At 67.1% G+C, this 23,163-nt stretch carries 21 protein-coding genes; 4 read left to right on the forward strand and 17 right to left on the reverse strand.

What is annotated here, in order from left to right:
- Positions 1–6 precede the first annotated feature (6 nt).
- From V1457_RS24445 to V1457_RS24480, 8 genes are all read right to left on the reverse strand, one after another.
- Positions 7–1,083, reverse strand: a complete 1,077-nt coding sequence (locus V1457_RS24445) for an MSMEG_0565 family glycosyltransferase (RefSeq protein WP_338597141.1) — start codon at positions 1,081–1,083, stop codon at positions 7–9.
- A complete protein-coding gene (locus V1457_RS24450) occupies positions 1,080–1,916 on the reverse strand; it encodes a carbon-nitrogen hydrolase family protein (protein ID WP_338597142.1) in 837 nt (278 codons plus the stop codon). The genes V1457_RS24445 and V1457_RS24450 overlap by 4 nt, the downstream gene beginning before the upstream one ends.
- Positions 1,913–2,755, reverse strand: a complete 843-nt coding sequence (locus V1457_RS24455; RefSeq protein WP_338597143.1) for a carbon-nitrogen hydrolase family protein — start codon at positions 2,753–2,755, stop codon at positions 1,913–1,915. Before V1457_RS24455 ends, V1457_RS24450 begins: the two co-directional genes overlap by 4 nt.
- Positions 2,752–4,194, reverse strand: a complete 1,443-nt coding sequence (locus V1457_RS24460) for an MSMEG_0567/sll0787 family protein (protein WP_338597145.1) — start codon at positions 4,192–4,194, stop codon at positions 2,752–2,754. Before V1457_RS24460 ends, V1457_RS24455 begins: the two co-directional genes overlap by 4 nt.
- Positions 4,195–4,198: 4 nt before the next feature.
- Positions 4,199–5,296 carry an MSMEG_0568 family radical SAM protein gene (locus V1457_RS24465; protein WP_338597146.1) on the reverse strand — a complete coding sequence of 366 codons (1,098 nt, stop codon included), beginning with the start codon at positions 5,294–5,296 and terminating at the stop codon, positions 4,199–4,201.
- An 83-nt stretch (positions 5,297–5,379) separates the two neighbouring features.
- Positions 5,380–5,901 carry an MSMEG_0572/Sll0783 family nitrogen starvation response protein gene (locus tag V1457_RS24470; protein WP_338597148.1) on the reverse strand — a complete coding sequence of 174 codons (522 nt, stop codon included), beginning with the start codon at positions 5,899–5,901 and terminating at the stop codon, positions 5,380–5,382.
- Between the two features lie 27 nt (positions 5,902–5,928).
- The gene (locus V1457_RS24475; RefSeq protein WP_217649799.1) at positions 5,929–6,753 is read right to left on the reverse strand and encodes an amidohydrolase family protein; all 825 of its coding nucleotides are present in this window, start codon (positions 6,751–6,753) and stop codon (positions 5,929–5,931) included.
- 10 nt (positions 6,754–6,763) lie between these two features.
- Positions 6,764–8,071 (reverse strand): MSMEG_0569 family flavin-dependent oxidoreductase, encoded by a 1,308-nt coding sequence (locus V1457_RS24480; RefSeq protein ID WP_338597150.1) that lies wholly within the window; start codon positions 8,069–8,071, stop codon positions 6,764–6,766.
- 1,606 nt (positions 8,072–9,677) lie between these two features.
- Here V1457_RS24480 and V1457_RS24485 point away from each other — a divergent pair.
- From V1457_RS24485 to V1457_RS24500, 4 genes are all read left to right on the forward strand, one after another.
- The gene (locus V1457_RS24485) at positions 9,678–10,055 is read left to right on the forward strand and encodes a hypothetical protein (RefSeq protein ID WP_338597151.1); all 378 of its coding nucleotides are present in this window, start codon (positions 9,678–9,680) and stop codon (positions 10,053–10,055) included.
- A gap of 99 nt (positions 10,056–10,154) precedes the next feature.
- Entirely contained in the window at positions 10,155–10,646 is a 492-nt protein-coding gene (locus tag V1457_RS24490) for a hypothetical protein (RefSeq protein ID WP_338597152.1), read from the forward strand.
- A gap of 72 nt (positions 10,647–10,718) precedes the next feature.
- Positions 10,719–12,440 carry a hypothetical protein gene (locus tag V1457_RS24495; RefSeq protein WP_338605103.1) on the forward strand — a complete coding sequence of 574 codons (1,722 nt, stop codon included), beginning with the start codon at positions 10,719–10,721 and terminating at the stop codon, positions 12,438–12,440.
- Entirely contained in the window at positions 12,437–13,456 is a 1,020-nt protein-coding gene (locus tag V1457_RS24500) for an SDR family oxidoreductase (protein ID WP_338597153.1), read from the forward strand. Before V1457_RS24495 ends, V1457_RS24500 begins: the two co-directional genes overlap by 4 nt.
- 764 nt (positions 13,457–14,220) lie before the next feature.
- Here V1457_RS24500 and V1457_RS24505 read toward each other — a convergent pair.
- The 9 genes from V1457_RS24505 to V1457_RS24545 form a co-directional block, all read right to left on the reverse strand.
- A complete protein-coding gene (locus V1457_RS24505; RefSeq protein ID WP_338597154.1) occupies positions 14,221–14,814 on the reverse strand; it encodes a DUF6531 domain-containing protein in 594 nt (197 codons plus the stop codon).
- A gap of 338 nt (positions 14,815–15,152) precedes the next feature.
- The gene (locus V1457_RS24510; RefSeq protein ID WP_338597156.1) at positions 15,153–15,290 is read right to left on the reverse strand and encodes a hypothetical protein; all 138 of its coding nucleotides are present in this window, start codon (positions 15,288–15,290) and stop codon (positions 15,153–15,155) included.
- Positions 15,291–15,307: 17 nt separating this feature from the next.
- Positions 15,308–15,955: a recombinase family protein gene (locus V1457_RS24515; protein WP_338597157.1), complete on the reverse strand. Its 648-nt coding sequence runs from the start codon at positions 15,953–15,955 to the stop codon at positions 15,308–15,310.
- A 77-nt stretch (positions 15,956–16,032) separates the two neighbouring features.
- A complete protein-coding gene (locus tag V1457_RS24520) occupies positions 16,033–16,548 on the reverse strand; it encodes a recombinase family protein (RefSeq protein WP_338597158.1) in 516 nt (171 codons plus the stop codon).
- 457 nt (positions 16,549–17,005) lie between these two features.
- The gene (locus V1457_RS24525) at positions 17,006–18,694 is read right to left on the reverse strand and encodes a TIGR02391 family protein (protein ID WP_338597159.1); all 1,689 of its coding nucleotides are present in this window, start codon (positions 18,692–18,694) and stop codon (positions 17,006–17,008) included.
- A 123-nt stretch (positions 18,695–18,817) separates the two neighbouring features.
- Entirely contained in the window at positions 18,818–19,762 is a 945-nt protein-coding gene (locus V1457_RS24530; RefSeq protein WP_338597161.1) for a DUF6339 family protein, read from the reverse strand.
- Entirely contained in the window at positions 19,759–20,658 is a 900-nt protein-coding gene (locus V1457_RS24535; RefSeq protein ID WP_338597162.1) for a hypothetical protein, read from the reverse strand. Before V1457_RS24535 ends, V1457_RS24530 begins: the two co-directional genes overlap by 4 nt.
- The gene (locus V1457_RS24540; RefSeq protein WP_338597163.1) at positions 20,655–22,670 is read right to left on the reverse strand and encodes a hypothetical protein; all 2,016 of its coding nucleotides are present in this window, start codon (positions 22,668–22,670) and stop codon (positions 20,655–20,657) included. The genes V1457_RS24535 and V1457_RS24540 overlap by 4 nt, the downstream gene beginning before the upstream one ends.
- Complete coding sequence (locus tag V1457_RS24545; RefSeq protein WP_338597164.1) at positions 22,667–23,101, reverse strand: hypothetical protein; 435 nt, start codon at positions 23,099–23,101, stop codon at positions 22,667–22,669. Before V1457_RS24545 ends, V1457_RS24540 begins: the two co-directional genes overlap by 4 nt.
- Positions 23,102–23,163: the final 62 nt, after the last annotated feature.

Genomic DNA, 23,163 nt, shown 5'->3' on the forward strand with positions numbered 1-23,163 from the left:
GCATGCTCACATCAGGGTTCGGTAGAAGGCGATGTGCTGTTCGGCTGCTGCCTGCCAGGTGTGTGCTGCTGCTAGGGCTCGACCTGCTTGCTTGCGCTGGGGGGAGTTCTCGTTGATCGCCTGGACGAGTTCGGTGGCGAAGGTTCGCGGGTTGTCGGCGAATCGCGCGGTTTTGCCGAATATCTCGCGCAAGACCGGGAGGTCTCGCACGACCAACGGGGTGCCGGCGGCCAGTGCTTCCATCGCGGCCAGGCCAAATCCTTCCTTGGTGGAGGGGAAGGCAAACGCGTCGGCGGAGGCGACCAGTGCGGGTAGCTCGTCGTCTTCGACAGGGCCGAGCATGACGGGTTCGAGGTCGAGTTCCTGCGCGCGCGCTTCCCAGCGCTGTCGGTAGTCGCGGTAGTCGAACAGGGTCTCGCCGCCGGCGATGACCAGCGAGAGGTCGGGGTCTTGCGCGCGCAGGTGTGCGTGGGCCTCCAGCAGGTCCAGTGAACCCTTGCGGGGTTCGATTCCGCCGACGGTGAGGACGTAGCGGCCGAGTTGGTCCTTCCAGCGTCGGCGTTGTGTTTCGGGTGTGGTGGCGAAGCGGGCGTAGGCGACGCCGTTGGGAATGACCTCGGCTTTGATTCCCCAGCCTTGGGCGAGTTCGTCGGCGACGGCGTGTGAGACACAGATGTGCGCGTGCGGGGTGGTGATGGCGCGTTCGTGGCAGGCCGCGAGTTCGGGTGTAGTGAAGTGGTCGATGTGGTGTACGGTTCGCACGCAGTTGCCGACGGCGTTGGCGCTGATGCAGTCCTGGGCGTGCACGACGTCGTAGTCGTCGGGTGTGAATGCGGCGCCGAGCACGTCGATGGAGCGCAGGACGCGCTCGCCGACGGTTTCGGTGGCCGGGCCGTTGGGGAAGGGCACAATCCGCAGCCGCACCGCGGGGTCGACAGCCCGGAAGAATTCGGTGTCGCCGCCTCGACCCAGGCTCCAGACGGTCACGTCTTCGCCGGCGCCGGCGAGCGTTTCGGCCAAGGCGAGCGTGTGCACGACGCCGCCGCGGGGTTTGGTGGAGTAACTCAGCAGCGCGATCTTCACTCTGCGCCCCCTCGATAGGCAAACGGTCGGCGCTCGTCGAGGTGCCGCAGTACCCGTCGTGCGCGGTCGATCTCGGCGCTCACATCGACTTCAGCGACGGCGAGGCCGGCTTTCGACCAGGTGCGGGCCAGGATCTCGCCGCCTGGCCCGACGACCTTGGCCTGGCCGAGGAAGCGCATGCCGCCCAGCGATCCGGTTTGGTTGGACGAGGCGAGCACGACCTGGTTCTCGGCGGCTCGGGTTTGGTCGTAGAGGTCGAAGAGTTTGGCCTGGCGGTCCTGGGCCATTCGGGGAGCACGGTTGGTGATGCTCGTCGGCCACGCCGACAGGCACGACAGGATTTCCGTCCCGTCGAGGGCCAGTGACCGCGCCGATTCGGGAAAGGTTTTGTCGTAGTCGATGAGCATGCCCAGCCGGCCGATCGGGGTGTCGAAGCCGTCGAACGACTCTCCCGGTGAGTAGGCGGCGACCTCGCCGGCGGGCAGGTGGACCTTGCGGTGCCTGCCGAGCACGCCGTCACCGGTGACGCACACCGCGGCATTGTAGCGGGCGTCGCCGCCGTCCTCGCTGTAGCCGACGCACACGATCATCTCGGCGGCCAGCGCGGCGACCTGCGCGATCACCGGGTCATCCGGGCTGAGCGCGGGGGGCAGGGCGGTGGGGTCAGGGTGGCGCAGGTCTGCCAGATAGCCGCCGAGAGCGGCGTCGGGCAGCACCAACAGCCGGGCTTCAGCTCGGCGGGCGTCATCGATGATCTTGGCGATGCGGGACAGGTCGAAATCCAGGTCGCGCCCGAAGTGGGCGGAGGCCGCGGCAATGCGTACTGTGCTCATGTGATGCGCATTTCTGCTGGGTAGGTGTCGGGTCGCCGGTCGCGGAGGTGGCCCATGTGCTTGCGCGCGGTTTCGAGGGCGCGACTGACGTCGATGTCGGCGACCGCCATTCCGGCGTCGACTCCGGTGTCAGCGAGCACGTCGCCGCCCGGCTCGACGACCTTGGCGCTGGCGACGAAGCGTAGCGAACCGAAGGTTCCGGCCTGGTTCGCCGATAGCCACACCACCTGGTTCTCCAGGGCTCGGGCCCGGTCGAACAGGTCGAAGCGCCGTTTCCATCTGTCCTCGGCAAGGTCGGCGGCGGCGTTGGTGCGCGAGCCCGGCCACGCCGACACGCACACGCCGATCTCGGCGCCGTCCAGGGCAAGGGCGCGGGCCGCCTCGGGGAAAGCTTTGTCGTAGCAGATCAGCATGCCCAGCCGACCCACTGGCGTGTCGAAGGCTCGGAAGGTCTCGCCGGAGTCGTAGCTGGCGTTCTCGCTCAGAGGCTGGTGCACCTTGCGGTGGTTGCCGAGCACACCGTCACCGCTGACGCACACCGCGCTGTTGTATCGGCGCTCACCGTCCTGCTCGCAATACCCGGCGATGACCGTCATGTCCCCGGCGAGCGTGGACAGCCGACGGATCGCGGCTCCGTCCAGCTCCAGCGCGGACGGGCCGGGGTCGTCGGTGCCGCCGTCAAGGGTGAGCAGGTAGCCCCCGAGGCACGCTTCGGGCAGGGCAAGCAATTCGACGCCGGCGGAGCGGGCCTTGTCGATGAGTTTCTCGACGAGGACGAAGTCGTGCTCCAGGTCGCGGCCGAACTCGGCGGCGACGGCGGCCATGCGCATCGTGGTCATGCGTTCCCCAATCCGGTCACTGTCGCGGTGACCGCGTCGGTCAGTTCTCCGTCCGGCCAGCGCAGCCTGATTCCCGACCCGGGTACGAGCCGACCGCACTCGGCACTGGTGGCCGGACCCGCCGGTGGCGGGTCGGTGCCCGGTTCGTCGGCGGTGAGCATCGCGAATCCCGGGAAGCAGGTGAGCCAGTCGCCGACGTTGGCCGCGGCGGGGCGTGGGATGTCGGCGACGTCGAGCACCGCGGCGCAGCCACTGGCTTCGGCGAGCATGCCCAGGGTTCCGGCGATCCCGGCCATCGAGACGTCCTTGGCCGCGGCGGGCTGTGCCAACGCTGCGGAACCGAGCATGGCGCGCAATTCGGGTGTTCGCCGGTGGCTGGTCGAATCCCACTGCCGCCCTGGGTAGTTGGGACGCCATCGGCCTCCCAGATCCGCTGTGAGCCGCACTTTGTGACCGGGACGGCCGCCACCACCGGGTATCGGTCGCGAGGTGCGGCCGAGGGCGGTGACCGACAGTGCGGCCGGGACGTCGAGTTGTGTGTGCCCGCCGAGAAGCGGGATCCCGCTGTAGGCCTGCGCGGCGCGGCGCATGCCCGTGAGCACGCGGGTGGCGTGGGAGCTGTTGCGGGCGCCGATCGCGTCGAGCAGGCCGACCGGTTCCGCACCCATCGCCGCGAGGTCGTTGACGTTGACCAGCACCGAGCACCAGCCCGCCCAGTCCGGGTCGCGCTCGACCATCGAGGGCACGATCGCGTCGCACGCTGCAACCAGATCACTGCCCGGAATCGGGGCACCGTCATCGCCCACGAATCCGGCACCGCCCAGGTCTCCCGGGAGTCCGGTGGTCAGGAGCGGTCCCAGGGCGGTTTTGGTGGTCTGGACGAGGTCCTGCACCCGGTTCACCGGCCAGCGCATCAGCGCGTGCGGGACACCGGCGGTGCGGACCTCGCGTACTCGATGCCAGCCGAGGTGGGCGAACAGCGGTTCGTTGCGCCGCTGCACGGTGGCTTCGAACCGCAGCACCCCCGCGTTCTCAGCGTGCGCGCAGGCGGCCCGCACCAGAGCCGGCCCGACGCCGCTGGTACCGCGTGCGGCGCGGCCGACCGCCAGCCGGCCGCCCTGCCACCAGCCGATGTCGGGACCGTCGGTGGCCGGCCCGAGCCGCACCCCGCCGAGCACCGCACCCTCGGCGGAGCGCGCGACCAGGACGACGGTGCGCGGGTCATCGTCGCGCTCGTCCCGGTCGGTGCCGTTGAACAGGCCCTGCTCCTGCACGAAAACCTCGCGCCGCAGTCGCCGGTAGGCGGGCATCGTCGTGGCGTCAGCCGGTTCGATCCGGAACGCCGGGCGCCGGGCCAGGCTCGCGTGGTCGCCGAGCAGCGACAGGACGTCGGGAACCTGTCCGGCCACCGGGGCGAGGAGCTCCTCGTAGGCGATCACGTCCTCACCCGCCCGCCGTCTTCAGGACCGAGCAGGCCCCGCAGGCCGCGCATCCCGCGCCCTGGTCGGCACCCGACATCCCGGCGTCGCGGAGCAGCCTCGCCACCGCCTCGCTGACGTAGGTCAGCAGCTCTCCGCTGGGCGCGGCGATCCCGTCGCGGGCGGCGAGGGTTCCCGCCATCGGCCGGAACGGGACGACGAACGGGTAGACCCCGCGCTCGATGAGCCCGGCCGCACCGGCGATCAGCTCATCGGGGTCTTCACCCAGCCCGACCAGCAGGTAGGTGGAGACCCGATTGTGGCCGAACACCCGCACGGCCTCGTCCCAGGCAGCTTCGTACTCAGCCAGGGGCACCTGCGACTTGCCGGGCATCCAGCGCTTCCGCACCTGCTCGTCCAGCGCCTCGACGTGGATGCCGATCGCGGTGGCACCGGCGTCGCGGAGCTCGGTGATCCAGCGCAGGTCGCCGGGTGGTTCGCACTGGACCTGGATCGGCAGCCCCGGCACGGCCTCCAGCACCGCGCGCACCGATCGCACCAGGTTGCGCGCGCCCCGGTCGGGCCCGGTGGTGGTGCCCGTGGTCATCACCATCTGCCGCACGCCGTCGAGCCGGACGGCGGCCTCGGCGACCTCGGCCAGCTGCGCCGGGGTCTTGGCCGCCACCGTCGCACCATCGCGCAAGGACTCCTCGACGGTGCAGAACCGGCAGCGATCGGATTCGGCGTAGCGGATGCAGGTCTGCACCACCGTCGTGGCGAGCACGTCGGCACCGTGCAGTCGGGCGATCTGCTCGTAGCGGACACCGTCCGCCGTGGTCAGGCCGTAGAACTTCGGCCGGTGCACCGGCAAGAGCTCGACCCCGGTGTCCTCCTCGCCCAGCCACACCCGGCCGTCGCGCACCGAGTACGGGCTGGCGGGGTTGGTGGGCAGCGCGGCGTTGGCGCCGTCGACGAGGACGTGCCCGTCGTCGCTGGGGCCCGCGCCCGCCGGCCGCGCCACCTCGGCGTCCAGCCGGATCCCGCGCAGAGCGAGCTCCGCACGGGTCGTGATCCGCACGTCCACGGCCGTGCTGTTGGGTGTCCGTTCGGTACCAACGCTCACGACACACCTCCACGAGAAAACGTCGGCGCTCGCTGCGAGGCGGCCTCTCTCCGGGTTCCGCCTCGCAGCGCACGCGGGGAACCTCAGAGCTGGTAGGTGGAGTTGATGATCGCGCCCTTGCGGGCGTAGTGGATGATCGCGTCCTGCACGTCCAGCGGGTGGGTCGGGATGACGCCCTCGATGAGGTCTTCCTCCCGGGCTCCGTGCAGGGACAGGCCGAACCGGCAGCAGTACACCTTGCCGCCTTCGGCGATAAAGGACTTCAGCTGGTTGTTGATGTTGTGCTCACCGGGGAACGCGGAGTTGCCCGTGGTCGGGAATCCGCGGGTGGCCAGGCAGTTCAGCGAGCCGGGCCCGTAGAAGTAGACGGCCGACTCGAATCCCTTGCGCAGCGCGCGGGTCGCCTGCAGCACGGCCACGAAGCTCACCGACGACTCGTGCGCGATGCCGTGCACGAGGGTGAAGTAGGTTTCGCCGTTCTCCGCCTCGTAGTCGGGGAAGACCTTGGTCGACCCGTAGATGCTGGAGCCCTCCGGCAGCGACGGGTGCGGGATCTCCTCGCGGGACTTCTGCTCGACGTCGGTGAGATCAACGGCCTCGGACATGGTTCGTCTCCTCCGGTTTCGGGGTTGTCAGTCGTAGAGCGCGGCGAAGGTCTCGCGGAACACGAGTTCGCCGAGTTCGCCGTCGCCTGCCGCGGCGCGCATCCGCGCGTACTCGCCGGGGAAGTCGCCCCACGGCTGGTCGCTGGCGAAGAGCACCCGGTCGTGACCGATGCCGCGGTGCTCGATCTCCCGAGCAAGCCAGTGCGGGGCGAACCCGATGGCCCAGGAGAGGTCGGTGTAGACGTGCTTGCCCGCGGTGATCCAGTCGAAGAACCGGGACCCGACGAGCTTGATGTGGCCGCTCATCCCGCCGCCGAAGTGCACCAGGTGCACCCGCACCCGGTCGGCGTAGCGGTCGACGAGCGTGCCGACCTGGTCGATGTCCGAGGCCGCGCCCGGCGAGGTGTGCACGTGCACCACCAGGCCGTGGCGTTCGGCGACGGCGAAGATCTCGTCCAGCTGCGGCAGGCACTCCGGCGCGGTGGGCGAGCCGCCGAGCAGGAAGCTCAGCTTCAGCGCACGAACGCCGCTCTCCCCCGCCAGGGCCAGCGCTTTCGCGGTCCGCTCGCGGTCCTCCGGCCGGGCCGAGACCCACAGCCCGGCGCGCACCCGGTCGTCGCGCTGCGCGGCTTCGAGGACGAGTTCGTTGTGGGCGAAGGCGACGTCGGGGTCCGGCACGCCGTAGTTCGGCAGCACCAGGGCCCGTTCGGTGCCCTCCGCGTCGAGGTCGGCCAGCAGCCCGTCGACCGTGGCTCGAGCCGTGGTGTCGGGGTTGACCGCGGGCCCGCCGTAGAAGGGGTGGGCGGGCAGCGCGCCGAGATGCCGGTGGGCGTCGAATACCAGTCTGGTCACCGTGGGGTCCTCAGCTCATCAGGGGTTCGGCCGACAGCGACGGCGGCGGGCCGGTCAAAGTGCCGCACACGTCGGTGATCCGGCGCGCGGCGTCGATGCGCTCGGCGAGGTAGCGCGCGTCCCGGCCGACGCCCTCCATCCGCCCGGAGCCCCAGGTGTACTGCCAGGGCAGCCCGAGGAAGTACAAGCCGGGAGCGCTGGTCACCCCGCGCCAGTGCGTGGGGTAGCCCCGGCCGTCGAAGACCGGCACCTCGATCCAGGTGTAGTCCGGCCGGAACCCGGTGGCGAAGATGACCGAGGTGATCCCGGCCGCCGCGAGGTCCAGCTCGCGCGGGTGCTCCGGTCCGGGCTCCCACACCGGCACGTACCGCGGCTCTTCGGGAGCGTCGATGCCGCGAGCGGCGATGTGGGCGTCGATGGCGTCCTTGATGGACTCCATCACCTGGTCCGCGTGGTCCAAGTTGGACGCCAGGTCGCCGGCGAAGCTCGCCGTGCCGCCGCGGATGTCGTCCAACCGGCCGTGGAGCCGCATCCCGTCGGCGGCGAAGGCGCGCAGGTCGATGTCGCGTCCGCCGTCGCGGCCGGTGACGTAGTGGTTGACCCGGCCGCGCACCTGAGCCGGATCGGCGAACTCGTCGATGCTCTTGGCGTAGTGGCCCATGTCCTCCAGCCACGCCACGCAGTCGCGGCCCCGGTAGAACCGCGCGACCCGGGGAGCGTTGCCGACGGCCAGGTGCACGCGCCGCCCGGCCAGGTGCAGGTCTTCGGCGATCTGTGCGCCGGACTGACCACTGCCCACCACCAGTACCTCACCCGGTGGCAACGCCTCGGAGCTATGGTAGTCCGCCGAGTGCAGTTGCGTGATCCCGGCTGGGATCCGTTCGGCGATGCGCGGGGTGCTGGGCACGTGATACGCACCGGTGGCGACCACGACCTGCTCGGCGCTGAGCCTGCCCGCGGTCGTGTCAAGCACGAACGTGCCCGCATCGGTGCGCCGCAACCGGGTCGCTTTCACCCCTTCGACCAGCGGCGGGTCGAAGAGCTCGGCGTAGCGTTCGAGGTAGGACACGATCTCGTCGCGCACCATGAACCCGTCCGGGTCCGGCCCCTTGTACGGAAATCCGGGCAGTGCGCACTGCCAGTTCGGCGTGACCAGGCAGAACGACTCCCACCGGCGGGTCCGCCAGTCATGCCCGAGCCGGTTCGCCTCGAGCACCACGTGCCGGATCCCGCGCTCCCGCAAACAGTAGCTGGCCGACAGGCCCGCCTGACCACCGCCGACGACCACGACCGGATAATGCGTGTCGGTGACGGTCATCGTTGCCTCGTGAACTGGTCTCCAACGCACTCCCGGTCACCGGATGTGACGCCACGGGTCACCGGAGAGTAGTGTTTTCGGACCGCGTCGTGAGTTCGAGGTTCGAGACGATCGCTCATTGCCATGGGTGCTCCAATTGCAGGGGATCGAGGGGGTGCCGCGGCGCTGCTGCGAGAACCATTCCAGCCGCCAGTCGTTTCCGAGCGAAGACATCGAGAATAAGGGACTGTTTCGTCGCGCACGTCATGATTTCGGCGATGTTGCCGCGCGAGTTAGGACACTAAGCCATATTGGGTTCAGGCGTAAAAGTGGCCGCAGCAGCCAACCGGTCTGACGCTGCTACCTCCAACCATGCGCATCGCTTCCCCGAACTTCACCGCAGGAATCAATAGTCCGGGTTTGGCTATCAACGAGACGAAGAGTCAGACGCCGCCTGCGTGCTCCCCGGGCCGGGAACTCCCGCCTGATTGCACTCACGTCTGACCTGAAAGACGACACAGAAGCCCGCGCCCGATTCCTCACCTCAGAGCGCCACTCCACGACAAGCGGCACCCTCCCGGCTTCTGGCCGCAGTGCACAACGGCCTCTCGACGGCAGAGTGCCTAGGGCTGCCCCCACAATGCCCGGAGACCAGTATCGGATATCCTGACCCGCGAGAATGACACACTCCCCACACGAATCACCTCTAGGTCACCGGGAAACTAGCGCGAGGCAGCCTCGACACGCACGCTCCTGCACAGCGATCCCGGCGACGGAGAATTGCACATCGGCAAGTTCCCCAGCGACGTTACATAATGGCTCGTTGCGGCGCCGACTGTGCGCCTTGCGGTGATCAGAATCCGTGTCCGTTCTTCGGGGCGCCCCCGGGCTGTTCACTGGGCCGGTCACCAGACCTTAAGCGGCAAACCCCTGCGCGCGCTGTTGTTGCAGGACAAGTGGGACTCGCCCGCCGGTCGAGGCAACCCAGCCTCGGCACCCCACGGGAACTTGTTGACGACTGTGGCGGGGAGCAGGAGGAGAGCAACTAGCCAACAATAGACGGCGGGATTGACCCATGGGCTCCGAATTCCCGATTCATCGCAATACTTCCCACTTTCCGCGCCACCACTTGCTCTCCTATTGCTGCTCTCTGTGTCACCCCTAATGCCTGATCGACAGAAATAGACATTCTAGCGAAACTCCAGCGGGATCTGGCTGCATGTCGAAAAATCTTGAAAAACGCCGCAGTTTCGACTTGGCACCAAGCATCGCCGGCGTTACGGTAGATACATCGGAACACGGGGGCAAAAACGGAGTTCCGAGAAGCTGATCACCGAGGGATCAAATGGGATTGGCACCCCGTTTATCCCGCGCAGCGGTAAACCCCGAAAGGGATACTCATGACTCTGGTTTCTGTTGAGGCTTGGCGTCGCGGTGACGGTCACCTGAGCGTCGATACGCAAGCGTGGATCGACGACAGGGGCACCTATGCCCCGGGGCTGACTGAGGATCTGCGCGCGTGGATGGACAGGAATAGTCACCGCTACGCAGACGATGATGCACTGATCGGGTGGGCGGTTGCCCGTACCGGCCAGGAGCCGTCCGGGTTGCATGGGGACGGGGCGCTTTGGGCGCGCATTTCCTGTTCAATTTCTCCGATCACCTGCTCGCCGACGACTTCGGGTTTGTCGTGTTCTCGGCGGGCTCGCTGGGCGATTTGATGGTCGTGGTGGCCGATGAGGTCGGCCGCTACGTCGCGCCGACCGTGCACCACTCGGCCGTCGAGATGACCGACTGGGCCGACTACTCGAACGCTGAGGGCGAGTGTGCGCGGGGGCACCGGTGGAGCACGAACGACACCGTGCACCTGCACGCGTGGGACAGCGCCGACGTCAACACCTACAGCGTGACGGACCTCGTGCGCGTGCCGTTCGACGACCGTTCCCGCGCCTATGTCGAGTGCCCGGCCTGCGGCAAATCCATCCGATTCGTCTGCGGCTTCTGACCGCGCGCGGCCGGCCCCGGGCGCACATGCGCACTCGCCCCGCGTGCGGCCGCTCCCTTCGTCGCTTCCGTTCTTCCGATCTTCCTTGTGAGGTGTGCTGTGTTCGTGCTGTCCGCCAATGGTGACATGATCTCCATCGATCACGACGACGCCGACTCGGTGATCAACCTGGAAAACGCCGCCGACGACACGGAATTCCGTTGCTCGGTGTGTGGCATTCCCGTCTACGACACCTCTGGCGGTTACGTCGATGAACGCGGCGAGTGGGCGTGCGAGGCCTCCGAGCCCGTTGGCGATCCGGACGTCGATGACGCGGCTGCGGAGGTTGTACGCGGCCCGCACCGCCCGCAGCGGGTGCCGCTGGCGTGGGTCAACGGTGCTGCGATTCGCACGGAGCCCGAGCAGGGCTCGGTCACCGTCTCGATCAACGTCGGGGACCCGCGCGGAGCGTTCACCTTTTCCGTGCGCCGCGTGCCCGATGATGCGCCCGCCAACGCCGGTCGGCTGGTCATGCACGTCCCGCATCCAGACGAGCCGCTCCAGCATGCGCCGCTGATCCCCGCGCATCCCGGAACGTACTGGGTCGGTTGACCTGTGGTCGGTGGCCGCCGTTGACCTGAGCAGCGTGTTGTCCAGCTCGGCTTGCGCGGCTGCTCGCTCGGCTTGGGCCGCGATCCGCTGCGAAGCCGACGGCGCAGTCGCGCTCGAAGGCACCGCCGTCTGCGCTGTCGTGCCCGCGGAGCAACTGGCCACCCGGACCAGCTTGCCGGTGACAGACGAGGACCGCGCCCGCCACGCTGCGCCCTGCGACCACCCCGGCACCGATCTCCGGTCGCGCCCCGCACGCTTTTTCGGGCATTCGGCCCGCCTGCCCGGACCGATGCTGTTGATGCTCGACCGACTCACCGCCTACTGGCCGGACGGCGGACCTGCCGGGCTCGGGCGGTTACGGGCGGATGCGACGTCCGTGCGGACGCCTGGTACTTCAAGGCGCACTTCTACGGGGACCCGGTACAGCCCGGATCGCTCGGCATCGAGGCGATGTCCCAGCTGCTGTCCTGCTACTTGGTCGAGCGTGGGATCGGTGACGGGTTCCACTTCGAACCTGTCGTACCCGCTTCCTGGAAATATCGCGGGCAGGTTCTGCCCTCCGACGAGCTGGTCACCGTCGAACTGGATGTAGTCGACGCTGAGTTGGGCCCCAATGGCGGGCATGCGGACACCGAGGGGTGGTTGTGGGTGGACGGCCGCAAGGTCTACCACGTGCCGCACCTGCGGGTTCGAGCAGTTCCCGGCACTCCCGTTTCACCGTCCATTGTAGACACCTCACTCGACCCCGGGGAGGACGAGTGGCTGACCGACCACTGCCCCACCTGGACCGTTCCCGCCCTGCCGTTGATGTCGACGGCCGACCTGCTCGCCAGCTCCGCCGCGGATCACAACGGCCGGCCGGTGCGGATGCTGCGCGATCTGAGCATGCAGCGGTGGGTCCCCGCCCCCGGCCCGGTCCGGTTCCGCACCACCTGCACCGGCCAGCGAGCACAGCTCGCGGTGTGGCACGAGGCAGGAACGCTTTCGAGGTTCGCACCAGTGGCCACCGCTGAGGTCGGCTTCGAACCACCGCCTCGCCCGGACCGCTTCGCCCCGCTGGCGGACTGCGCGGACGTTCCGGACCCGTACGCGAACGCTGATCTCTTCCATGGGCCGCACTTCCAGTACCTCGTGGCGCTGAAGACCGGCTCCAGCGGGGCCAGCGGCATCCTCGATGCCGAACGAGGCTCGGTCCCCCGAGGTGTGCTGCACCAAGGGCTGTTGGACGCCGCCCTGCACACCATCCCGCACAATGAGCTACACCTGTGGGAGCCGACCGTGGGTCCCGGCAGGCTGGCGTTCCCGCACCGGCTCAGCCACCTCGCGGTGTTCGATCCCCTGCCCGACTCCGGCGAGATCGAAGTCGAGGCCCGGTCCGCCGGGGTCGTGCCGGACGACCTCGTCGCGATTGACATCCAGATGTGCCGGGGAGAACGCGTGCTGGTCGCGTTCCGGACCGTGCTCATGCACATCCCGATCGGCGACCTGTCCTCCGTTTCCGGGTCGGATCGCCGCGCCTTCCTACGCGACGGCACTCCCGACACACGGCTCCTGCTGACCGGCCGGGACGGCGTCCTGCGCCGGCGTGACGTCGAGCGGATGGACGCGCTGCCGGGAACCGTCAACACCGTCTACGGCCTGCCCGCCGACACCCGCGCCTCAGAATGGCTGCCGCATATCGCCGCCAAGGACCACATCGCGCGAACCGCCGGAGTCCATCCGAGAACCGTCGAGATCACCAGCCTCGACCACGTCAGCTGGGACGAGGACTCCGCCACCGTGAGGACACCATGATCCTGATCACCGGAGCTTCCGGCGCCGTCGGCTCAGCCCTGCTGCGCGAATTCGACGGGTCCGAGGACATCATCGCGCTCACCCACCACAAACCAGTAGGCGTCGCGTCTGTACGCGGCGACGTGACCCGGCCCTGGCTCGGCCTTCACCCGTCCGACTACCGCGACCTCGCAGCCCGGGTCGACGTGGTGGTGCACTGCGCGGCGGCCGTGAACTTCTCCGCCTCGCACAAGCACCTCCACCGGGTCAACGTCATCGGCACCGGCAACGTGGTGCAGCTCGCCGAGGACGCCGGGGCCCGCCTGGTGCACGGCTCGACAGCGTTCGTCGACCGAGCCGGCGATGGCACGCCCTTCGACGCGTATGCAGCCACCAAAGCCTCCGGCGAGACCCTCGTCCGCGAGTCCGGCCTTCCTGCCAGCATCGCCCGCATCTCAACCGTGATCGGTGACTCGAGCACGGGCGACATCCCGCGTTTGCAAGCGTTCCACTACCTCCTCGGATTCGCCCTGTCCGGCCAGCTCCCCTTCCTACCGTGCACACCCGGGACCCGCGTCGACCTCGTCCCTCGGGACACCGTGGCCACCGCCCTGGCCGCTCTCGCCCGCGATCCCGAAGCACGCGGCGACTACTGGATCACCGCTGGACCGAGCGCCCTGCCGATGGAACGCATCATCGACATCGCCTGCGAGGCCTCGGCCGCTCGGGCCTCGCACGACGAGGACCTGCGCGACATCGACCAGACCGTCTTCCACACCCGACTCATCGACCCCGCCGTAGCCACCACGGTCATCAACGGTGTCCTCTCCCGGGCCTCCAGCTCAGCGGAGCCCAGCGTCATCCAGCGCGCCGCCGACCTCATGAGCGCCTTTGACGATGCCGACCCGTTCCCGACCTCACTCGGAATCCTCCCGTCGGGCCCGCCCAAGCCAACCACCCACTCCAACGAAACCGCGCTGCGCCACCAGATCGACCATCTTGCCGACCTGCCCCGGGACACGTGGGAGCTTTCGTGATCCACACCTGAGTTAAAAGTTCGCCGGTCACACAACGGCCCCGCAGATCCGGCGGGGCACATGAAAACCCATTGAACACGGTACGTCCGCTCGTCCTGGTTCCCCGGCGCGCTCCGCCGCGAACTCGATCCCGGACGATGGCCGCGACGCAATCACTCGATTCGATCCTCGGCCGAGCCGACGTCGGCGGTAAGGTCGCAGGCATGGAGACGAATCTTCGGTTCGGGGATGCCTCCCACTGGCACGGGGCCGAGTCCCCCTCGGACACGCGATGATCCCCTGGTCAATGAGTTGAGCAGGGGTTTTGTTGCACGCATGTTGCGGTATTCCCGATGATCGGGCTGTGACCTGGCGTTGCGTTCGTGGGGGTTTGACTTGACTCCCACCCGGACACTCGCACGGCCTCGTTGTGAGCACGCGGTGCGGTGCAGCGGAGAGAACCTAGGAGTTTGGGGCTCCTAGCCCGCCCCGGCACATGCGTGGGAGTACAGTCGATCTCTCGGTTTCGGGCGAATGTATCCTCGCCTCGCCGCCAAGCCCAGGCACTACGATCCGTAGTCGTTCGGTGCCACCCTCGGCATCACCTTGCGGTTCCCTCCGGGAACCGCCCTTCATCGAGGCCTGCCTCGGCTGCGGGTGCACGCGCTGATCGCCGGCCGTGATTGCGGTTCCCTCTGGGAACCGCCCTTCATCGAGGCCTGGCTGCCGCGCACTCGGCGCAGCTCGGGGATGGTGAGCTTGCGGTTCCCTCCGGGAACCGCCCTTCATAATCGCCCGCCCACGTAGCCGGAGGCGTAGGCCCGCTGCAGCACCAGAGGCAGCAGCCCGGGGAGGTCGACATCGACCCCGTTGGCGATCACCTGCCCGGAAACCGCATCGACCGGGTCACCGCCCTTGCCGTCACAGCCGCGGTTTCCGTCGGTGCGCTGCCCACCGACCCGGTCCCCGGAAACGTCGGGACCCTGGCGATCCGACCTGCCCCGCGAACCTGCGCCAGGAGCCGGCCCGGTGGTGTCGCCGGGGGTGTCGGCGTCGGCGGGTTCGGTGCCGCCGGGGCCGGTGTCGGGGGTGTCGGGGGTGTTTTTGGCGTGGGTGGAGCCGGTGGGGGCGGGGCTGTCGCCGCCGCGGAGTGCTCGGCGGAGGGCGGTGTGGATGTCGTCCCAGATGGTGCCGAGTTTGCTCAGCAGCGGGGAGAGTTTCTCCAGCGAGCGGGTCAGTTGCGTGATCAGGTCGGTGATCTTGGTGACCCAGCGGGAGATGAGGGTGACCGCGGAAGCGACCACGTGGGGGGTGGCGATGCCGAGGGTGCCGCCGAGTTCGGCGGCCCATTGGGGGATGCGGGCGATCAGGGTGGCCACACATTCGGAGACGAGTTCGCGCACGAGGAAGGGAAAGCGAGGGGCGCGAAACGGCAGTCGACGCGAAGCCCGTACGCGTACCACGAGCCTTCCATCTCGACGATGGAGCGTGCAGCATCGCTGACTTCACTTCCCTCCGGCATCTCCGGCAAACTCGAGGCCAGAGAGGCTGGCAGCCCCGCCAGCCCTCGAACGGTTCACAGCCGTCGGGACAGGCGGGACACCAGGCTTGCGCACTGCGCTAATCAGGCTCCGGCAACTCGATCCGTGTGGTCAGTGCACAACTCGCCCCTCGGACACATTGTTACCCCATAGGAAAGTGACATCCTCGTCGCTGGTCAGGCTCGGTCGGCTGTCACGACCGGGCCTTCCTGGGTGTAGATGATGACTATGTTGTTGTCGCGCAGGAACCGGGCGAGTCCGTCAGCACCGCGCGCGGACGGCGGCGCCGGACAGGCCATGGCCGAGTTCGTCATCGTGGCCGCCACCTCTACTAACAGGTGGTCTTCGCGGACATAGAGGTTCTTCGGCTCACCCGGCGGGCGGTTCCGGGTGCTGGTATGCCATGACGGCATCGATACCCGGGACGACGGTGCGCCCAGTGCGAGTCCATCCGACGCCGACACAGCCCGCACCGCACCAGCCCCGCAAGCAGGTAGACGCGGGCGCTGCCGGATACGGCGCCGCGTGTGGCTCGCATGTGTTGCACGGCGACGAAATCGGCCTCGCTGACCAACGCCGCATGCGTCGGCCGACTCGAGATCACCCACTGCTGCGGGCTGCTCCACCCCTGCAGCGACGGATCTTCCTCACCGGTGCCGCGGCGAGTGTGCTGCCGATTCCACACCTGACGGCCCGTATACCGCGGGTTGGATAGGATCGAGGTCACCGTCGGAACCCTCCAGCCCTGACCACAGCGACGCGGATTCCGCCCCGGATCCAGCACGGACGGACACGGCACCTGCCGATCATTGAGCGCCCGGGCGATACCCGCGATGCTCACGCCCGCCCGGCGCTGCGCGAACATCCACCGCACATGCGGTGCCGTGCCGGGATCCGGCTCCAGCCCGATGCAGTCGCCGACCCCACCGCGCCTGCGCCCGATTCGGATGCGGGCCAGCATCAACGAGGCGATACCCATACGGCGGCCGACCACCGAGATACCGACCCTGCTCCCGGGTTTGCGCGCACATCGCCGCCAACACCCGCTGCCGGGACCTAAAGCACCTCACGCTGCGACTGAGCACCCAACATCGTCATCAACGCCTGATGCCGCGGATCAGCAGCGTCGAACCGCCCACCCGCCTCCGGCAACCACACCTGCACACCACAACGCTCGAACAACGGAAGCAAACGAGCGAACTGATCATCAGTGAACGCACGCTCATACTCACCAACGACGACCGCATCGAACCCACGATCCTCCGCCTCGATCGCCGCCAACAGTGCAGCCGCACTCCGACGCCGCGCCCACGGCACCCGCCGAGAACACCCAGCGTCGAAATACTCCGCAACCACCACCCCATACCCGCCAATCGTGTGTTCCGCCGCATCCCGCTGCCACGCCGCCGACGTCACCCCATGCTGATGACGACACGTCGACGTACGGCCATAGAACGCAAACCGCAACCCATCAACATCCGAAGACACACACCCCGCCGGTCGACGACCGGAACGCTCCGCCCACTCCCCCAACAGATCCTGCTGCAGATCCTGCTGCCCGAACACCGCCACACCGATCACCCCACCGGACGCCACGTTTCCGGCGAGACGACAAGACCAGAACCCCAGTGACGCCAAGCAGACCGCGACCACTCGTTCAGCCCAACCACCACGCACAGAGTCAGCACACCGATCACAGACTCCGTAGCCTCCCTCGACGCCTCGGATCCTGGTGCTCCACCGTCGACGTGCGCCCATAGAAACGCGAACCGCAAAGCACCCTTGCCCCGATCACCGGGTCGCACGGCCCATGTGTAGGCGTTAAAGCCAGCCCGCAGACGCATCCTGCTCCCGCTGCCGCAGTCGCTCATCAACACCTTGCTCAGCTCGTATACGCCCGACCAACGAGACGTGCACCTTCATCTACTAACGACGTTCGAACGCGAACTACCAAGACATCCCAACGTCGCTTCCCCGGGAGGCGTCGAACAGGACCGCGCCTACACCTTCGGTCAGTCAGCGGGTCGCCTCACTCGGTTCCGACCGGTCGGGCACCATCCAACCTGCGTCGCAGGTGCGACATGAGGCTCAACGCATCCAAGCAGTCGTGGTGAGTAATGACGTCTAGTTCTCTGATCGTCTCCAGCGGCTCGTGCGAGAGTGGGTTCCGGAAGGCAGACCAGATCGCTTTAGCCAGATCCCGCTGCCCGTTCTCCAGGTTGTTCGCCGATTCACCCGAGATTGCAGGATCGCCTGCCCTGAAGGACTGGGCGAACTGGACCGGCTTCCCCTCGCCGAGCGCCTTGCCGAAGAGCGAGCTCTCGCTCTCGTTCCGCATGTCGGCCACAACTCGCAGATCCGCAACATATGCCTTGCAACCTTCAACGAGGGCTTGGTGGTAGTCCTCGTTCTTGAAGTAACGTGCGCTCGCTTGTTGGATGCTCGGGTGCAGGTGGCGCCAGACAAGATCGGCGTACGGCGGGGCCAATCCCTTCAGGCTCTTTACCGCCCTTCCCCGCGACTCGTCACTCATGTCGGTGTCCTCGGACTCGATGATGTTGATCAACTCGCGGAGGGAACGTCGTTCAGGGCCCTTAACCGTATCGACCCACGTGTCCGAATCGACCCCCGTCTCCGCTTCGAGGTTCCTCTTCTTCTTCTCATCCCGCAGCCGCCTGCGGTGGAGTGCGATCTCCTCGACCATCCGCTTGAGCTGCGTACGAATGCTAGCGGCGTCGGGATGGTCCCAGTTGACCGCTCGCCTGTCAGTGGCCACCACGTCGGGTGTGATCGCGTCCAGGCTGTCGGCTGAGACGTATCCGGTCAGGTAGGCGTATGCATAGCTCGAATCCGACGCACCGAAAAACTCGGGCTCATTCGCCAAGCGCCCGTTCGTGTACACGGTTATTCCACGCATCTGCGTGGGCAGCGGTTTCTCGGCTGCTACGACGGCTCCGGTCAGACCGACGGCCACCGAGTCCTCGCGGTTCGCTTCCAGATCTTCCGGTACGCGCCATCGGAATTCACTCGTTACCGAGTTCAGGCGAAGGTCGCGGGTCACCGGCAACTCCTGGCCGTCCCGGCGCACCACCACGAGCTCAACCTCGCTGTCGCTGTACTGGAACAATCTGGACAGACTCTCCGCCAAGTCCGACGGCGAGACCTCGCTCCCACGAGTGAGCCGTGAGACCTCCACCGACGTACCGTGGTCGGCCACCTCGCCGCTCTCGGTTGTTGAGTCCGGTCGATAATCGCCGTCATGCGTACCGATGAGGTCGTCCCAATCCATCGTCACGATGAGTCGTTCCCCTGTGCCGACGCGGCTCGTGGTCACGACGACGCGATGGCCGATGCCAAACAGCGCGAGCTTGCCTAGGCCCTTCTTGCCAGACACGGTGCGACGGCCGCTCTCCGATCTACCCGTGGCACCTCGACCGCGACGATTCCGACCGATTCGCAGGTACTTGTCGCGGACATCCGCTCGCGACATGCCGTGGCCGTTGTCCTCCACCACGATCTTCTGCTCAATGCCCGTGCCGATCACCCGAACCACGATCCGGGTGGCGTCCGCGTCGTACGCGTTGGCCACTAGCTCGGCCACCGCGTTCGGCAGCCGCGAGTACATGTTCGACCCGAGATGCTCGATGGTGTGGGGGTCGAACGAAAGGTGCAGGTCCTGGTCGGCCGCGGCAGCGTCTGCGCGTCCACTTCTTTTCACGGGGCAGTCCCATCACAGCACGGTGCGGCACGGAAGCCGCACCACAAACATCCTCATCTTGAATCAGTTTCGAAAAACGGCGAGCTCTCGGTGATGAGCACGATTTCTGGCAGCCCGACCGGACTAGTCACGCGACTCCTCCGCATCCGATCCTTCTTTCGGTGCGATCTCCCCCGAGAACGACATTTTGCGCCTGAGCCAAGCCGTCTGTTCCGCCAACACGTCGGACAGAGTACCCGTGTCACCGTTCCGGACCGGGAATATCGCGTCGATTCCTGGAATGCCCCTCGATCGTTCTCCCGCCGAATCCACCATCGCAATGATCGACTCGTGCAGAGCGGTACGGAGCTCGGTGTCCAGATGTTCCTCATCGAGTGCTTCGAAGAGCACGAAGGGGGCCAAGCGCAACAGCCTTTTCAAGAAGTCGCGGAGCACGTCCCGCTCGGTGGCGCGCCCCCTCAAAGCACTGAAATCGACCTCGCTCCAGACCCGCAGGATCGCCTTCACCAGATATGGGCTTCCCCCGAGAGCCTTCCGCCGTGCGTAGATCTGGTCGAAGGCCGCCTCGCCCAACCCCTCCAAGGCCGAGTACGGCGACGGCGAGTCGGGCGTATACACGAGCTGAGCCCGCCACCACATACGTCCGAACACGTGCCGGGTCAAGTCGGTGCCCAGAACGCGATCTCTGGGTGGGGAGGGGTAGCGCCAGAACGCCACATCTGGCAGCACCATCAGAGCCAGAAACGCCCACACATCACCTGACGCGGCCTCAGCCGGGGTCAGACCAGCCTGACAGTGCAGGACTTCCGCCAACTCCCGATCGAACTCGGCGTTTCCCCGCTGTCCTGCTCGCTCCGGAAAGCCCGCCTTCTCCGCGACCTCCAGTACCCTGCTACGCACACTCTTCAGATCTTCCTCCGACACGCGATCACCGCCCGTCGCCGTGAAGACCGCGGACTCGTGGGACGAGCGAACGCGACCAGCAAGTTCGTCGATGCTCAGCTGCCGGTACTCCTGGAACAATGGCTTCGCCTGACCGCTGAGCAACCTAGGATAGAGGCGATTCATGACGGCACCTCGAACAGCTTGACCGCGTGTTGCACATCGGATGCGAAGAAGTTCGGATACTGCTCCCGCCTGCGCCGCATCTCCTCGATCGATGTCTCCGGGAAGAGACGTCGGTACAGGGCCTGCAAGGCCGCCCCCAACGTCTCATCGGTGAACGCCGCGCCATCGTAAAAATCTTCCGAGCTCAAGGCGTGCTCCAACATGGTGCGAGTGACGTCCGCCCGAATCGCGGAGAGCACGAGTCGGTCCGTCTCCCCGGGCCGCTCGGCCCGCCCAACCGCTGCGACGGCCGCCGCGTTCTGCTCATTGACCAGCAACAGCAGCGAGCCCATCGCGGCGCCCTCCAAGTTGTCGCCGATTTGCAGGTGCCACGCGGCATCGCCCGAAAACGAGGTGCGGGCGAAGTCGATGACGGCGATGGGAAATTGCGGAGCGTCACCCTGCAAACGCACCTCATGCCGGTCGCTCCACAGCACTGATCCGGCTCGCCGGGGTGAGGCCAGGCTCGGTGCTTCCCCGCAGTGCGCGAGCACCAGCGCGGTGTCGAGCAACAAGGTCCCACCGAGGTCCGTTCCACGCAAAGGAACCAGCAACTCGACCTCCCGGGTACCCGGCCCTTCTAGGGGGACGCGATGTCCTGGTCCACGCAGGTTGGAGCCGGACGAGGTCCACACCGCGGAGAGCATCAACCGTGAATCCGCTCCCAATCCGGATTGGGAGCGGACCGCATCGACTTCCACCCGCACCGTACGACGCAGGTCCAAATCCATCAGGTAGTCCCAGTTCGCCAGCTCGGTCCGTAACGGGACGTCTCCGTCCTGGGTGGACATCCGCCAGGCTTCGGGAGTGACGAGGTCCTGCGACGGCGACCGGTACGGAAGGGCACGACGGTTCACGACCGCACCGCCTTTACAGACAGTTCGATCTCGGTCATGGTGTCCGGCGCCGGCCGGATCAGGACCCGCAGACATCGTTCGGGATCGCCCTCGGTCACCAGCACCGGTTCGTCGGACGACACCGCGCCGCCATCGCTCCACCCGAGCAGTTCCGGCATCGCAGCTCCGACAGGCGGTTCAGTCTCCCGGCCCTCGCCCCCCGCGATGGCAACCCCGAGTTTGACGTGCACCTGCTGCGGTCCCGGAACCGGCAGTCGAAACTCTTGGACCAGTACAGCCGCACCTTCGTGTTCGTCGAAGAACGGTTCGCCGAGGTATTTGAGTCGTGGGCGCCGCCGCGGTTTCGACGTCATCTCGTCAGGTCCCTCGACCTCACCGCCTCCCGAGTTACCGGTCGCACCACCTTCGTGAGGCTTCAGCCCTCCAGCGGGTTCCGTCAAAGGCGCGCATCCGGGCCTCGCCGATCCCACCGGCTCGACCAGTTCGTCCGCATCTTCCTCGCCCTGGTCTGTGTGCGTCCGCGGCGGCGTTCTCGTGGAACCGGGAGGTCCGTACGCCGTGGCTCCACCGAGTCCCCATGAGCCGCCGACGAGCGGGGACAGCACGGAGCTGGCCGCACCGAGCGCCATCTTGGCGGATCCGCCGCGCGTGGTACCGGTGAGTTCGAGCAGCCTGCCGACCGACTCCTTGATCCTTGTGAAGGTGGTGCGCACGAAGGTCCCGTCGGAGTGGCCGAGGAACTGGTGGTTCCACGCATCGTGAGTGGGTGGTTCCGACTTGGCGTACGTGTCGTCGAGCTCGCTGTTCGCACGAAAGACGCCCGCATACGACAGGAACTCGCTCGGCGGTTTGGGGCCTGCGTGGTAGGTGACGACCAGTTCGGCCGAGCGCATCAGACACACGTGGTGCGACTGGCTCTCGATGCCGGCCGCGCGCGATGCCTCTGTCGGTTCCAGCGGCGGCGTGTGCCGTTTCTCCAGGCCGAGCCGACCGAGGCGTCGTTTCGGCTTGCCGCAGGAGAGAACTTCCCCGGCTGAGCCTGCCATCTTCTCGTACGCGGCGACGAACATGTTCAGTGGCCGGGTGGTGCGTGGGTCGGGCACTTCGCAGTCGACCCCGTCGCACGTGACGCCGAAGCGCATCGGCGGTGCGCCATCGTGCCCGTTGAGCATCTTCGGCCAAAGCTGCCAGGTGATGGTCTCGGCAAGGTGGTCGGCAACCTCGCGGGGAGTGCGTCCTCCGGCGTCGGAGTCCGAACCATCGAATCGAGGATCGATCATGACGATCGTCGTGCCCGTCTCTTCAGGCCCGAAGGAATCGAGACCGAGCTTTCGAGCGACTTCCTCGGCCGCGGCGTCCACCAACGGGTCGATGACGTCCCCCGCGGTGTCACCCCACCAGTGCCTGCCGGTGTAGCGCTTGCCGACGCCTTCCCCCTTAGCCAGGTAGCTGTTCCACAGCGCACAAGCAATGAGCCTGGTCTCGTATCGACCTTCATCCACTCGACAGCGGGTGTGTAGCAACACCGTGCCCGCACCGGATATCAAGTAGAAGATACCCTTGCCGAATCCGTACGTCCCGCCTCCAAGCGCGTTGTCACGAGGCTCGCCGACGTTGCGGACGAATGAGACGAAGTCGTGGCTCTTGTCGGCCGCGCTGTCCGCTCGGGTCGGACCTCCCAGTCCGCGGGTTCCACGGTCCGAAATGGACATGGTGCGTATCTGAGCTCGGCGGAGCGACTTCCGCAGCGGCAGCTGCGAGTCGTCCGGAGCGTTCGATTGCAACAGATCGCGCCATGCGTTCGCGTGCGCCGGGCCGATGGTGCGCAGGTCGATCCTGTAATCGACGGGGGTGTCATCGGAGTTTCGGGCGTCCCAGCTGTTCTGCGCCGATTCCCGAACCAGAATCGTCAGCAGGTCGAGGCTCGGGCGTCCCAACTGGTTGCGAATCCCCTCGGCTGCGCTCGCACCCTCGGGCGGGAACGGCTGCGAATACCACCTCGGATGCGTCATGCGGGCTCAGCGACAAGTCGTTCCACGTACGCGGCAATCCCTTTCGGGAGAACCGGAGCAGGCGGTTCAGTGGACAGGTCGATCGTGTAAGCGATGTACGGCACCTCACCCACAGTGCTCGACTCCAAGACCCTTCCGCATGTCAGCCATGGAGAACCCTCGTCCGCGGAGAAGTATCCCGCCTCGAACAACAGGATCAACACGGCGCTCTGGTCATCGCAAGCATTGAGCCCTCGTTCGATCAGTCCAAACATGCTTTCCCTTCCACACCTGTTCGTTCGAGCCGAATCCAGATCAACGGGCGACTGTCCTTGGTCGGATTGTTCGGCGAACTGCTCGTCCTTGCGCGGCTCCCGCAGTTTGACGCCAGTCCTCACCGGCTTTGGCGTGGGCCGCCCGGACATACGTTTCGGACGTTCCGGGATCAGCAAGCGAGTGCTCGTCATCCACCGCGGCCGCGAGCGGGCTGTTACCGGTGCGGACCCGGAGTTCG

The sequence above is a fragment of the Saccharopolyspora sp. SCSIO 74807 genome (assembly GCF_037023755.1).
In the GTDB taxonomy this organism is placed as follows: Bacteria; Actinomycetota; Actinomycetes; order Mycobacteriales; family Pseudonocardiaceae; genus Saccharopolyspora_C; species Saccharopolyspora_C galaxeae.